12 protein-coding genes and 2 pseudogenes are annotated in these 12015 nt (G+C 60.7%); 4 read left to right on the top strand and 10 right to left on the bottom strand.

Going from position 1 to position 12015, the window contains the following annotated elements:
* Position 1: 1 nt before the first annotated feature.
* The 6 genes and pseudogenes from N4R57_17955 to N4R57_17930 all read right to left on the bottom strand — a co-directional run bounded on the left by N4R57_17955 (position 2) and on the right by N4R57_17930 (position 6068).
* Positions 2 to 1075: an ABC transporter ATP-binding protein gene (locus N4R57_17955; protein UYV36847.1), complete on the bottom strand. Its 1074-nt coding sequence runs from the start codon at positions 1073 to 1075 to the stop codon at positions 2 to 4.
* Positions 1076 to 1252: 177 nt separating this feature from the next.
* Positions 1253 to 2185: a TonB family protein gene (locus tag N4R57_17950; protein ID UYV36846.1), complete on the bottom strand. Its 933-nt coding sequence runs from the start codon at positions 2183 to 2185 to the stop codon at positions 1253 to 1255.
* Positions 2182 to 2516 (bottom strand): annotated as a pseudogene (locus N4R57_17945) (biopolymer transporter ExbD). Before N4R57_17945 ends, N4R57_17950 begins: the two are co-directional and overlap by 4 nt.
* Before the next feature lie 52 nt (positions 2517 to 2568).
* A complete protein-coding gene (locus N4R57_17940; protein ID UYV36845.1) occupies positions 2569 to 2949 on the bottom strand; it encodes a biopolymer transporter ExbD in 381 nt (126 codons plus the stop codon).
* Positions 2946 to 3986 carry a MotA/TolQ/ExbB proton channel family protein gene (locus N4R57_17935; protein ID UYV36844.1) on the bottom strand — a complete coding sequence of 347 codons (1041 nt, stop codon included), beginning with the start codon at positions 3984 to 3986 and terminating at the stop codon, positions 2946 to 2948. The genes N4R57_17940 and N4R57_17935 overlap by 4 nt, the downstream gene beginning before the upstream one ends.
* A gap of 120 nt (positions 3987 to 4106) precedes the next feature.
* Entirely contained in the window at positions 4107 to 6068 is a 1962-nt protein-coding gene (locus N4R57_17930; protein UYV36843.1) for a TonB-dependent receptor, read from the bottom strand.
* Positions 6069 to 6341: 273 nt separating this feature from the next.
* Between N4R57_17930 and N4R57_17925 the strand changes: the two genes are divergently transcribed.
* The 4 genes and pseudogenes from N4R57_17925 to N4R57_17910 all read left to right on the top strand — a co-directional run bounded on the left by N4R57_17925 (position 6342) and on the right by N4R57_17910 (position 9126).
* Positions 6342 to 6623 carry a DUF2218 domain-containing protein gene (locus N4R57_17925; GenBank protein ID UYV36842.1) on the top strand — a complete coding sequence of 94 codons (282 nt, stop codon included), beginning with the start codon at positions 6342 to 6344 and terminating at the stop codon, positions 6621 to 6623.
* 289 nt (positions 6624 to 6912) lie between these two features.
* Positions 6913 to 7617 (top strand): ABC transporter permease, encoded by a 705-nt coding sequence (locus N4R57_17920; GenBank protein ID UYV36841.1) that lies wholly within the window; start codon positions 6913 to 6915, stop codon positions 7615 to 7617.
* A 5-nt stretch (positions 7618 to 7622) separates the two neighbouring features.
* Positions 7623 to 8327 (top strand): ATP-binding cassette domain-containing protein, encoded by a 705-nt coding sequence (locus tag N4R57_17915; protein UYV39614.1) that lies wholly within the window; start codon positions 7623 to 7625, stop codon positions 8325 to 8327.
* Positions 8324 to 9126 (top strand): annotated as a pseudogene (locus tag N4R57_17910) (substrate-binding domain-containing protein). Before N4R57_17915 ends, N4R57_17910 begins: the two are co-directional and overlap by 4 nt.
* 362 nt (positions 9127 to 9488) lie before the next feature.
* Here N4R57_17910 and N4R57_17905 read toward each other — a convergent pair.
* From N4R57_17905 to N4R57_17890, 4 genes are read right to left on the bottom strand one after another with little or no spacing between them, the layout of a single operon-like run.
* The gene (locus N4R57_17905; protein UYV36840.1) at positions 9489 to 9968 is read right to left on the bottom strand and encodes a DUF6505 family protein; all 480 of its coding nucleotides are present in this window, start codon (positions 9966 to 9968) and stop codon (positions 9489 to 9491) included.
* Positions 9965 to 10705: a DUF4444 domain-containing protein gene (locus tag N4R57_17900; GenBank protein ID UYV36839.1), complete on the bottom strand. Its 741-nt coding sequence runs from the start codon at positions 10703 to 10705 to the stop codon at positions 9965 to 9967. Before N4R57_17900 ends, N4R57_17905 begins: the two co-directional genes overlap by 4 nt.
* The gene (locus N4R57_17895; protein UYV36838.1) at positions 10702 to 11772 is read right to left on the bottom strand and encodes an Mrp/NBP35 family ATP-binding protein; all 1071 of its coding nucleotides are present in this window, start codon (positions 11770 to 11772) and stop codon (positions 10702 to 10704) included. Before N4R57_17895 ends, N4R57_17900 begins: the two co-directional genes overlap by 4 nt.
* Positions 11773 to 11775: 3 nt before the next feature.
* A complete protein-coding gene (locus tag N4R57_17890; protein ID UYV36837.1) occupies positions 11776 to 11967 on the bottom strand; it encodes a DUF6494 family protein in 192 nt (63 codons plus the stop codon).
* Between the last annotated feature and the right edge of the window lie 48 nt (positions 11968 to 12015).

Here is a 12015-nt window from a genome sequence, read left to right as displayed (position 1 = left end):
CTTAATCCTTCAACACCTGGCCGACGTTTGGCGCAAAACTGACCGAGACACGGTCACCATTCGAGAAATCGGCGCTTTTGTCGGGTTGGTTTTGCCGCCGCACGACGAACTTGGTGCCATCATCCAAGGCGACATGATAATGCGTGTCGGTTCCAAAATAGACGATTTCGGTCAGGGCGCCGGGCAAAAGTCCGTCGGCCTCTTTCTCAAGGGTGGCGTGTTCGGGGCGAACCGCCAAGGTCACGCGCCCGGCAAGATCAACGCCCTCGGGCGTTCGCGCAGCAATCGTTTTGTTCGATTGAAGCCGCACCTCAGCCACCCCACCGGAAGACGTGGTGATTTCGGCGGCGAGAAAGTTCGTATCACCGATAAAGTCGGCCACGAAGCGTTCTGCGGGGTGGTCGTAGATGTCACGCGGTCCGCCGATTTGACGGATCGAGCCGCTCTTCATCACCGCGATCCTGTCGGACATGGTGAGAGCTTCTTCCTGATCATGGGTAACGAAAACAAAGGTGATCCCGGTTTCGGTTTGCAGGCGCTTCAACTCAAGCTGCATGTCTTTGCGCAGTTTGAAATCCAGCGCGCTGAGCGGTTCGTCCAGCAGCAGCACCTTGGGCTTGGGCGCAAGGGCGCGGGCAAGGGCGACGCGTTGTTGCTGACCGCCCGAGATCTGGCTGGTCTGGCGGCCGGCCATCTCGGTCATTTTGACCAGTGCCATCATCTCATCAACGGTTTTTTTGATTTCAGCCTTCGGCTTGCCCAGCATTTCAAGACCAAACCCGATGTTCTGGGCAACGGTCAAATGCGGGAAGAGCGCATAGCTTTGGAACACAGTGTTGACGGGGCGTTGGTGCGGCGGAGAGGCAAGAAGATCCTCGCCATTCATGGTGACGATCCCATCGGTGGGATGTTCGAACCCCGCTATGATCCGCAGCAAGGTCGTCTTGCCGCAGCCTGATGGGCCGAGAAGCGTAAAGAACTCATTTTCGCGAATGGTGACGTCGACATTGTCGAGCGCAAGAAAACGAGACTGACCGGCGCCGAATGCCTTGGTCACGTTCTGGATGTTGATCATTTTACCCCCTGGTGCAGCAGATCGCTGTGAACCCGATATCAAAGGATAGGGTATTTGAGGTGGCGAGAGTCAACAAAAATTTGATCAAAAAAATTCCCGACGCCCGAAATGAGGGCCGTCAGACAGCCATTTGCCGAAACTTTGTTCACAGGAACTGTGCGCTTTGGTTGCGGGGCGTTACTGGAACGAAATCGGCAAATTGAAGCGGTAGCTGGCGTTGTTCAGACCTTTTGGAGCGCGCGGCATACGCCCGGCGCGGCGTACCGCGGCGATGGCGGCCTTATCCAGCGCGCTGTTGCCAGAGGAGCGCGCGATCGAAACACCGCGGACCGAACCGGATGGGCTGATCGAGAGGCGCAGCACGACCCTGCCGCGCTTCTTGGCTCCACGAGGATAACGCTTGCTACGTTCGATTTTGGCGCGGATGCGCCCGCCCCAGACAGAGATAAGCCGTTGCTGCTTACCTTTGCTCAGGATTGCGGTCTTGGATTTTCCGGCATTTCCTGCGCTGCTGCTGCCGCCGCTTCCAGCAGCTTTTTGGGCCGCGCGACCGGCTGTTGCCTTTTGCGCAGTCTTGGCTTTTTTAGCGGCCTTTTTGGGCGCGGGTTTGGGCGTTGGCTTTTTCTTGGCCTGCGCCTTTTGGGTTGGTTTCGGCTTTGCCTGTGGCTTTGGTTTTGCGATTTCTTTCTTGGGCGGTTCGGGGCGCGTCTTGGGGCGGCGAGAGGATTTTACGGCAAGATCCGACACCGGCGGTTCAGGTGTTGCGCTGTCAAACTGTGGCAGTTGGGGTTTGTTGATTGGGTTGGAGGGAAGCGCCACCGCGCCGGGCATTGCCGGTGGGGCATCAAAGCTGTTTGTGGGCGGAGGTGGTGCGACGTCGGGCTGTGCCGGTGCCTTTGGCATGGTCTGGGCAACGGCGGTTTCGGGCGGCGTGTCCCATGCTTCGACCATGGTTTCGATCTGCGGCGGAGCGGCGGCAAGCGTGATGAGGGCGGCGCCGCCAACGCCGCCGGATTGCAACCCGTCCTGAGTGCGGAAATCTGCAATGAAGATTAGATGCGCTAGAACAGCCAGCGCGGTGAATGCGAGAGGCTCAAGCAATCGTTTCATGGCGCACGCGTAATCAAAGCGATTTCGGTGATGCCCGCTGCTGCCAATTCCTTGAGCATGGCCGCAACTTTGGTGGCGGGCGTGTTCTGATCTGCGCGAAGTTGCAGCGGGGCTGCACCCTTTTCAAGGCGAGACGCGGCGAGCGTAATCGCGGATGTGCCGCGGAGGTTTTCGAATGCGATCTCGCCTTCTGACGACAGATAGAGGACCGGCGCTGCTTCGGCGGCGTTTTCTTGTTTGGCCTCGGGTGGCTCGACCTGAACGGCTCGGGCGGGGAAAGTTGCGAGGTCATCAGAAAGAAAATCAACAGGAGGAACACCACGTTGATCATCGGTACGATCGACTCGCGCGGTGGACGCCGTGAGGGGGATGAAAATCAAGGCTCATTCGACCAGCACCAGATTTTGAAAGCCATTATCGCGCAGCAGGCCCGCAATCGTTACAATGCGCTGCAAAACGGCCCCATCGCGCCCGCGCAGGATGATCGCATCATCAGACGATGCGGCGAGGGTTTTAATGGCTGCAACGAGCTCGGCTTCGGTTACCAAAGCGCCGTTGAGGTGCGTTCCAGATGGAGAGATGTCAACGAGCCGCGGCGGGCCTTCATAAGTGCCGCCGCCTGTTGCCAGCGGCATCGGTAACATCGCGTCCATGCCAAAACGGGAGGCCAGCATGAAAAAGACCAGCAACAAAAACACCACGTCGATCATGGGTGTCAGGCTGGGCCGTCGTCGTGGCCGGGGATCGCGCGGCAGCGAGATCATTGCGCGGCCAATTGTTGTTCGTGTGTCACCTCCGAAATGGGCGGTGTGGCTTTGGCAGGGTCTTCCAACAGTCCGGCATCATGCACGAACAGACGCGCGGCGAGGCTTTCCATGTCTTGGCGAACGCGGTCGATGACGGCTTCGAACCATGTCAGCGCCACTGAGGCTGGGATGGCAACGGCCATGCCTGCGGCAGTGGTTAAAAGAGCCTCCCAGATGCCGCCCGCCAACAAGGCGGGATCAGCGCGGTTGCCGGCCTCTTGCAGTGCCTGAAACGCGGCGATCATCCCCAGAACAGTGCCAAGCAGGCCCAACAAAGGGGCGATAGTCGCGATGAGTTCGAGTGCGCGTAGACCGCCAGAGGTACGGGCCAGCAACTCGCGGGCGACGCGGGTTGCCTCTTCTCTTGCGGCGCTGGCGGGGCGGGTTATTGCGGCCTGCATTGTGGCCGCACAAAACCGGCTGCGCAGGCCGCGGCGGTTCTTGACCCGCGCCAATGCCGCCTGTTTGTCGCCTGCTTCCCAAAGGGCGACGGCCTTGGCCGAGTTGCGGCGCGACCACGCCCCGGCGAGGACCAAGCGCCAGACCTTCCACAAGATAACGGCCAATGTCACAACAGACAGCGCCGCAATAGCCCAGATGGCTGGCCCGCCGTTTTGCAAGAATTCGCGGGCACGCTCGACAGAGGTATTGAAGTGTTCCGTAAGCGAGGCAGGAGCCGGTTCTGGCGCAGCGGCTTCGACGGGCGTGACGACAGGTGTGCCCGCCGCTTGGGGTGCGACAGCAGGGGTGCCTGCCGGTTGAGACGTGGTCGCTTGCGGTGCGGGCGCTGTGCCGCCGGCTTGGTCGGCTGGAAGAATGATCCCCTGCGGGCTGCCAGTGTCCGCTGGACCGGGGAGAGTTGGGCTTTGCGTTGAAATAGTCGGTGATGCAGAGGGCGTGGTATCTTGGGCAAAGATCGGGGCCGCAGACAAGCTAAGTGCGACCAAGGCGGCCAATGGCGCTGTGTAAAGGTGGGTGTTCCGATGGCGCGACATAGTCTGTTTCCCCCGTTGCTTGGCCCGCTTGGCCTCAAAAAATTGGTTGCGGCACAGGCCCTCTCGGGTCTGTGCCAACGTCTTTCAATTGTTTTTGGGCGTTCCGCAACGCCCGGTCGTTTAGAACCGCATGTTCGCCGTGATGGCGAAGGAGCGGCCCGGTTCAGTAAGCGGCACGATTGAGCTGGGCACGCCGATCCCGTCCGACGTGCGGCTTGAGTATTGCTCATCCAGTACGTTGCGCACGTCAAACCGGATTTCAAGCCCGTCAAGATTGCGCGGCTTGTAAGACGCAAACACGTTGAGCACTTCGTAACCCGGCAGGCTCGTCATGCCGCTGACACCGTTGGTATCGTCGTTCTTGAGCGCAATTTCGGCGTTCCCACCAAAGGCCCATTGGCCATTCAGGTTCCAAGCACCGGACAGGCCGATGATATGACCAACCGGGCGGCCATAATAGTACCCCGTGGTCGTCACGGGCGTGCCAGCGGTGCGCACGTCGGCATAGGTCCAGTTGATCTGGCCATAGCCTTGGCTTCCGGTATAGCGCAGCGATGCGTCGATGCCTTTGGAGGTCAGATCCGTGGTTGTGCGCCCAGAGCTGAGAATGTCGTCGATGTCGTTGATTTCTGTGTAAAACAGCGCACCGCTAAGCAGCCACGGGCCGTTGTCATAGCGCAGACCGATACGCGCGTTATTGGCGCGCGATGCGGTTGGCGTGCCATAGGCCCACGCGCCGCCGAGATTGATCAAAGAGGCTTCGGACAGTTCATACCCACCCCAGCTTGATGCGATGCCGGCATTCAGAGTCAGCGTGTCGGTCAACACGAAATCCGCCGAAGCGTTGACGCTTGCGCCGCTGTCCTTGTGGGTCGTGCCATCGGCCAGCGTGAATTGCTGGGAGTCGAAACGCGCCCCATAAGAAAGCGAGACGCGGTCGCTGAGGTCGTGGCGCATTTGGGCGTAGAGGCCCAAGCTCTTGAGGGTTTCCTTTGAGCTTCCCGATGTTAGCGGGCCATGCGCGCGCGCGGTATCGTGGAAAAAGTCAAACCCGGTGGTGAGCACGCCGCCGCCAAGGTCAAAGCTGTTTTCGATTTTTCCGCTGAGCGAGGTGTTGGTGCCAACCGCGGCGCCGGCTTCGATCAGTTGCTCGTTATAGGACAGCTGAACAGTCGGGGCGAACCCGCCATCGGGGCGCTCGTCAGTGTAGGTCAACGTGAAAGACTGGCGCTCGGATGTGGCGGGGAGATAGACCGACGGACGCCCGACAACAGCGGCAAAATCAGGACGAGCAAAGTAGAGGCCACCGGGGCCTGCCTGCATGGCACGCAAGCCCGTGTCGCTGGCGTAATCCGCTGTGAATTCAAGCCGCTTACCCGTTTCGGTGGTATAGGCCAATTTGACGGTATAGGCGTCAACCTCGGCGCCGGTGCCGGGAACGACAGCGCCAGAGCCGTCTTTGTAATCATCGCCCGATGTGCGGGTGGCGTTCAGCAAGTATTCAAACCCGCCCTGCGCCCCAAAGAGTGTCACTCCCCGGCGGAAGGTATTGCCATTGCTGCTAAAGCTGAGTGTGGACATGCCGCCGAAGGTATCGCCTGCATCAAGCAGGTCGCGCGCGTCCACAGTTTCATAGGCCAAAAGCCCGCCCAAAGCGCCGGGACCGGCATCTGCGGGCGCAAGGCCGGAGCTGACTTCGACCCGTTTGAGGATCGCGGGATCAATCAGCACGTTGCCGGTGTGGTGAAAGCCGGATTTGTTCTGCCGCGCACCATCAATGGTCACGGCGAGAAGGCTCTCCTCGATCCCGTGCACAAAGACCTTTTGCGCAATGGCGGGGCCGCCCGATGCCTTGACCTCGGATTCACCTGCGAACACATCGGCAATGGTTTGGGAGTTGCGCTCACTCAGGTCTTTTTGGGTGACGGCGGTGTTGCCCAATGCGTCTTGAGCGTCCTGCGATTCAACGCGGATCTCATCAAGAGTGATGATGTTCTGGGCACTGGCGAGTGTTGGGCCAAGCACGGAAAAAAGTGCGATTGCGGAGCTGGAGGCGGCAAAGAGCTTGCAGCGGCTGTTCATGACTTTCGTGTCCCTCGTGGTATTCATGTCGTGGGCTGGCGAGAGGCATTGACGCTCATTTGCTGGCTTTGGGTTAGGGCGTATATGTATCCGACAAGAACAGTCAAGTTCATTCCGGACGAGTCCAATTGAGTCAGCGGCTTTGGGCGTGGTTTCGCAGGAAAAGCCGATGGTTGCGCAGCGGTCGGGGGCGGGATCTTTAGGTTTCGATGAGTTGTAACCCGGCCCACGCGGCCTTAACTTAGCAAAACAATAGGATAAAGGAATCGCAGAATGCTGACCTCCAGCACCACCTTCACCACGCCGAACGGCTCGAAATATCTTGTGCAGCTTTGCAAGCATTTCGCCCATAAAATTGACGTGGAATATGACGAAACCAACGGGCGGGCGGCATTGCCGTCGGGGGCTGCGGAGTTGTTGGCAGATACGGACGGGTTGAATATTTCAATCACGTCGGAAGATGAAAAACAGTTGGGCATGGCGCAGCATGTCATTGAGGATCACCTGAAACGGTTTGCTTTTCGCGAGGAGTTTGACGCGCTGAACTGGTCCTAAGGGCGGGGGCAAAGACCAATCCGGATGATCAGGGACGCGAAGATTCGCGGCCCTGACGCCGAGGTCGGAGTGCCGACCACGCGGGCAGGGGACAATTTGCCCGAGTTATTTTTGTAAGGTGACAATGGCTTGGACAATTTGTCCAATGCTGGCCCGGTGGGGCGGAAAAATTGGCGCTTCAGTCCCAAAACCAATCGCTTGGTGCTTTTCGTTCGCGCCGCCCGTTGCAATACTCTGCCCAAATCGGGTCCGGATTGGACCTGGGCCGGGACTTGGAGGAGGCAACGGCATGGGTGACTTGTGGGAGGGGCTCTCCCGCGCATTCTGGCTTGTGGCGACGCTTGATGCGGAGCTTGTGGAGATCGCTTTGCGGTCGTTGCAGGTGACGCTGAGCGCGCTGGTGATTGCCTCGATGATCGCGCTGCCTATGGCGGCGGTTCTGGCGGTGCGGCGCTTTCGGCTGCGGCGGCTGGTGATTGCTTTACTCAATGCTTTGATGGGGTTACCGCCGGTCGTTGTGGGCTTGGTCGTTTACGTGATGTTGTCGCGGGCGGGGCCGTTTGGCGTTTTTGGGCTGTTGTTTACGCCGACGGGGATGATCATTGCGCAGGTGATTATCATTGTGCCGCTGATCGCGTCGATTGCGCATCAATCACTGCGCGAGCTGTGGGCTGAATACCATGATTTGCTGATCTCGATGAACGTCACACAACGGCAAAAAATCGCGACCCTTTTGTGGGACGCTAGACGCGCTTTGCTGACGGCCGCGCTGGCCGGATTTGGCCGCGCCATCGGTGAAGTTGGCGCGATTATGATCGTGGGCGGTAATATTGACCATGCCACGCGGGTTTTAACGACCGCCATCGCGCTTGAAACCGGCAAGGGCGACTTTGCTTTGGCGCTGGGGCTTGGATTCGTCCTCATTGCTTTGGCGATTACGGTCAATCTTGCCATTCATTGGTTAAGCAGAACTGAACGGGAGGGGCGCTGGTGAGCGAAATGTTCCCTCTGACGGCCAAAGGGGCGGTGACAGCGCGGCGCGGCAAGACATTGGTCGGGCCTGTTGACCTGGCCCTTGGGGGCGAAGGCGTCACGGTGGTGATCGGGCCGAACGGGTCGGGCAAAACCTCGCTTTTGCGCTTGTTGCATGGGGCAGCGCGGCTAACGGCGGGCGAGATCACTTGGGCCTGTTCGACCGAGGAGGCGCGGCACCATCAGGCGTTTGTGTTCCAGCGCCCGATCATGTTGCGCCGCACGGTTGAAGAGAACCTGACCTATCCCTTGCGCATTCGCGGTGTGACCAAAGCGCAGGCGCAGGAACAGGCGCGGGCGTGGGCCAAGCGGGTCGGGTTGGACGCGCTTCTGGGCCGCCAAGCGCCGGTTCTATCGGGTGGGGAGCAACAGAAACTTGCGCTGGCCCGCGCGTTGATCACCGAGCCGAAGCTGGTGTTTCTTGATGAGCCTTGCGCCTCTCTTGACGGGCGGGCGATGCGCGAAATTGAAGAGGTTTTACAAGCGGCTAGGGCAGGGGGCACGCGCATTATCCTGTCGACACATGACATGGGGCAAGCCCGTCGGTTGGCCGATGAGGTGGTGTTCATACATCGGGGCAAAGTGTTGGAATTTGCCCCGGCAACGCAGTTTTTCAAAGCGCCCGGACAGGCCGCGGCGCAAGCATTCTTGAAGGGAGATATCATAGAATGAAACGGTTAGGTTTGGCGCTTGCTGCGCTGGTTATTGCGGGGGCTGCGCAGGCGGCTGACGTGATGAAAATGGCGGTAACAACATCGTTCCATAACTCAGGGTTGTCGGATGTTTTGCTGCCGGAAATCATGAAGGATCTGGACCTTGAGGTGCAGCTTTTGGTGGTTGGCACGGGCCAAGCATTGAAGCTGGGGCAGGCGGGCGACGTGGATGCGATCCTTGTTCACAGCCGCAAGGCGGAGGAAAAATTCCTTGCCGAAGGCTATGGCACGCACCGCACCGAGATCATGTATAATGACTTTGTTTTCATTGGTCCGAAGGCCGACCCGGCGGGCATCAAGGGTTCGGCTAGTGCCGCGGAATCATTGACCAAAATCGAAGCTTCCAAGGCGGCGTTCGTGAGCCGTGGGGATGACAGCGGACCCATAAAAAGGAGCTGAGCCTGTGGACTGCGGCGGGGCTGGATGCCTCCGGGTTTGACGCCTGGTATCGCGCCGTGGGCGCGGGCATGGGGGCGGCGTTGAATACGGCGTCCGGGATGGATGCCTATATCATGTCCGACCGGGCCAGCTGGCTGAACTTCAAGAACAAGGGCGGCTTGGCGCTTTTGTATTCGGGTGATCCGATTTTGTTCAACCAATACGCATACTTGCCGGTAAACCCAAAGCTTCATCCGCATGCTAAGACAGAGCTTGTTGCGAAGCTGGAAGCGTGGCTTGTGTCGGACAAGGCGAAGGGGTTGATCAACGATTACAAGATCAACGGAGAGACCCTTTTCGTGTTCAACGCCAAGCAATAATTGCAAAAGGTTAATGGCCCGATTTGGGCCCGGCAGCCGGGGGTGACTCCCGGCTGACTCTCGGCTGACATCCGGCTGCCCCCAAAAACGCACGCGGCTTAACGGTTTATTAGGTTAATGCGGCGTACGGTGGGGGCGCGCGGAGCAAGGCCGCAGGCCGCCGCGCGATTGCCAGCCCTCCCCACGGGCTGGCGATTAGGTGAGGGCGGCGTGCCGATCAGAGGTTTTCCGGATCGGCAAAGATAAAGTGAACATCATTTTGGTTGGACCGCCAACCCGAGGGCTGGCAATCGCGCGGAGCGTGGTTTGATGGGGAGGGGATGGTGGGGTGAAACCCCACCCTACGGCCGCGCGGCGCCGCGCTATTCGTCGAGCGCGCCGTGGATGGCGAATTGATCCAGACCGGCGTCTTGGGGTTCGATCACGCGGAAGGCTTCGCGCACGCCGGCCTCGGTCAATTCGCGCGAGACGGTGAGGAGCGTGTTGGGCGCGTGCTCGTCACAGAGGTCGGACATATGCGCGATCTCTTCGGCGGCGACGGGGCGGGCGGCCTCGACCGATGGCGCGCCGTAGTAGGTGACAAAATGCTGGGCGAGCGTGTCGGTGAGCGCCGCAACCTCGGCATCAGTGATGACGGTGACGGCGACAAAGGTGGCGCGGCCCGAGGTTTCGAGCCCGAACCAGCCATTGGCAAACGCTTGGCGGGCTTTGCCGGTGAGGTCGCCTTCGGACCAGTCGGAAAATTCAAAGCCGCCAGAGATGCACCATTCGCCGGTGCGGGCGGGAATGTGAAAGACGCGGGTGTCGGACTCGTCGAAATGGATGGCGCGGGCGAGGTTCATGGCGTCTCCAGCAATGTGGTGAGGGGGATGAGGTGCGTGTCGCTTGCGTCGCGCAGGAGCATGCCGAAGTCTTCGTCAATGCCAAGGAAGGTGCCGGTGAGCGTGCTGGTTTGTCCGGATTGCCCAGATTGCCCAGTTTGCCCCGCTTGGGTGGTCTCTTCCCCGATGCCGAAAGCGAGGCCGCGCCATTCGGCATGGAGCGGGTGCGGGCCTTCGTCGCTCCAACGGGTGATCCAGTTGAGCGTGTGGCGGGCCCATGCTTCGATGAGAGCGGGCGGTTCGACGTCGGCGCAGCCTTCGGCATAGAGCGCGGTTTGGTCGGGCGTTGTGCCGGGGTCATCATTGGCGGGCCAGAGCGGCAGGGTGAGGCCGATCACGAGCCAATCCGGCACAATGGCCGGATCGGTGGTAGAGGCGGCCGCCCGGAGCGCGCCGCAAGACGCGCCGTTGATGCGCAGGCCACCGGACCAGTCAAGATGCACGGCGACTTCGGGCGGGGCGAGCGCGCCGAGGGCGTTTTGAAAGCCAACACCGCAGAGCGGGAGCATCGCCATCGCGCGTGCCAGAGGCACCTCGGGGGCGAAGACGATGGCCGCGGCCAGCGTGCTTTCGCCCAAGTGGTAGCAGACAAGCCCCGCGTCACAGCCCAGCACCGCGCGTTGCTGCGCGGTGTCGAAGGGATCGCCTGTGCAGGCCTCGCCCGACAAAAGGGGTGGGAAGCGGAGCGGTTCGGTCATGCTTTGTCCCACGCAACGAGAGCATTGGCCACGTCATGAAACGCGCGGGATTGTTTGCTGTCGGGCGCCGAGACGGTGATCGGTGCGCCGCCGTCCGAGGCGAGGCGGATCTGCATGTCGAGCGGGATTTCGGCGAGCAGGGGCACGCCGAGCTTGGCCGCTTCGGCGGCGACGCCGCCATGGCCGAAGACGTGTTCCTCGTGGCCGCATTGAGAGCAGATGTGCGTGCTCATGTTTTCGATCATCCCGACGATCGGCACCTTGAGCTGGTTGAACATGTCAATGCCTTTGCGGGCATCCAAGAGGGCCATGTCCTGGGGGGTGCAAACGACGATTGCGCCATCGACGTGGGCCTTTTGCGCAAGGGTCATTTGCACATCGCCGGTGCCGGGCGGCAGATCGACCAGAAGCACATCGAGCGCGCCCCATTGCACCTGCATCATCATCTGTTGCAGCGCGCCCATCAGCATGGGGCCGCGCCAGACGACGGCTTGGTCTTCGTTGGTCATCAGGCCGATGGACATCATGGTGACGCCGTGGTTGCGCATCGGCAGGATGGTTTTGCCATCCGGGCTGGCCGGGCGGCCCGAAATGCCGAGCATACGCGGCTGGGACGGGCCATAGACATCGGCGTCGAGCAGGCCGACGCGCCGCCCTTGGGCGGCCAAAGCACAGGCGAGGTTGGCGGCGACGGTGGATTTGCCCACGCCGCCCTTGCCCGAGGCGATGGCGATGATACGCGCCACGCCGGGGATGCGTTCGGGACCGGCGGGCGCGGCTTTGGCTTGGGGTTTGAGATCGGGCGGCGCGGCGGGGCCGGATTGCCCGGTGAGCACGATGGCGGTTTTGCTCACCCCATCAAGCGCCATCAGCTTTTCTTCGGCTTCGGCCTTCACCGCTTCGAACAATTTGGCATGATCGGGCGCGATTTCCATGACGAAGCGCACGGTGCCATCGTCGCCCACGTTGAGCGCACGCATGACGCCGCTGGACACGATATCGCCGCCGGCGACCGGATCGGTGACGGATTTCAGGACCTCTAGAACGGCGTCTCTGCTGGCACTCACGGATTATTCCTCGGGCTTGATGTCGGCGGAAACCTCGTGGGTGAGGCCCAGTTCCGGGATGGTGATGGTGGCCGTCGCGGTATAGCGCCCGCCCGGTTCGGGGGCGTTGCGCAGCGCCTCTTCGATGGCCTGCTGCGAGGTCACGCCGACCTGTTTGAGGAATTTGCGCATCGACATGTTGTAGCTCTCGCTCATGGGGTGGCTCCTGTGGTGTTTTGTTGACGGGTTGTGTTTGACGCGCCT

The sequence above is a fragment of the Rhodobacteraceae bacterium D3-12 genome (assembly GCA_025916135.1).
GTDB lineage: Bacteria > Pseudomonadota > Alphaproteobacteria > Rhodobacterales > Rhodobacteraceae > JAKGBX01.
This window is presented reverse-complemented; position numbering and strand designations above follow the sequence as displayed.

Bases quoted from the DNA above. Each gene is read 5' to 3' on its own strand.
- N4R57_17890 (UYV36837.1), bottom strand. From the start codon at position 11,967: ATGAGCGAGAGCTACAACATGTCGATGCGCAAATTCCTCAAACAGGTC.
- N4R57_17900 (UYV36839.1), bottom strand. From the start codon at position 10,705: ATGACCGAACCGCTCCGCTTCCCACCCCTTTTGTCGGGCGAGGCCTGC.
- N4R57_17920 (UYV36841.1), top strand. From the start codon at position 6,913: ATGGGTGACTTGTGGGAGGGGCTCTCCCGCGCATTCTGGCTTGTGGCG.
- N4R57_17955 (UYV36847.1), bottom strand. From the start codon at position 1,075: ATGATCAACATCCAGAACGTGACCAAGGCATTCGGCGCCGGTCAGTCT.
- N4R57_17940 (UYV36845.1), bottom strand. From the start codon at position 2,949: ATGATCTCGCTGCCGCGCGATCCCCGGCCACGACGACGGCCCAGCCTG.
- N4R57_17930 (UYV36843.1), bottom strand. From the start codon at position 6,068: ATGAACAGCCGCTGCAAGCTCTTTGCCGCCTCCAGCTCCGCAATCGCA.
- N4R57_17935 (UYV36844.1), bottom strand. From the start codon at position 3,986: ATGTCGCGCCATCGGAACACCCACCTTTACACAGCGCCATTGGCCGCC.
- N4R57_17905 (UYV36840.1), bottom strand. From the start codon at position 9,968: ATGAACCTCGCCCGCGCCATCCATTTCGACGAGTCCGACACCCGCGTC.
- N4R57_17925 (UYV36842.1), top strand. From the start codon at position 6,342: ATGCTGACCTCCAGCACCACCTTCACCACGCCGAACGGCTCGAAATAT.
- N4R57_17950 (UYV36846.1), bottom strand. From the start codon at position 2,185: ATGAAACGATTGCTTGAGCCTCTCGCATTCACCGCGCTGGCTGTTCTA.
- N4R57_17915 (UYV39614.1), top strand. From the start codon at position 7,623: ATGTTCCCTCTGACGGCCAAAGGGGCGGTGACAGCGCGGCGCGGCAAG.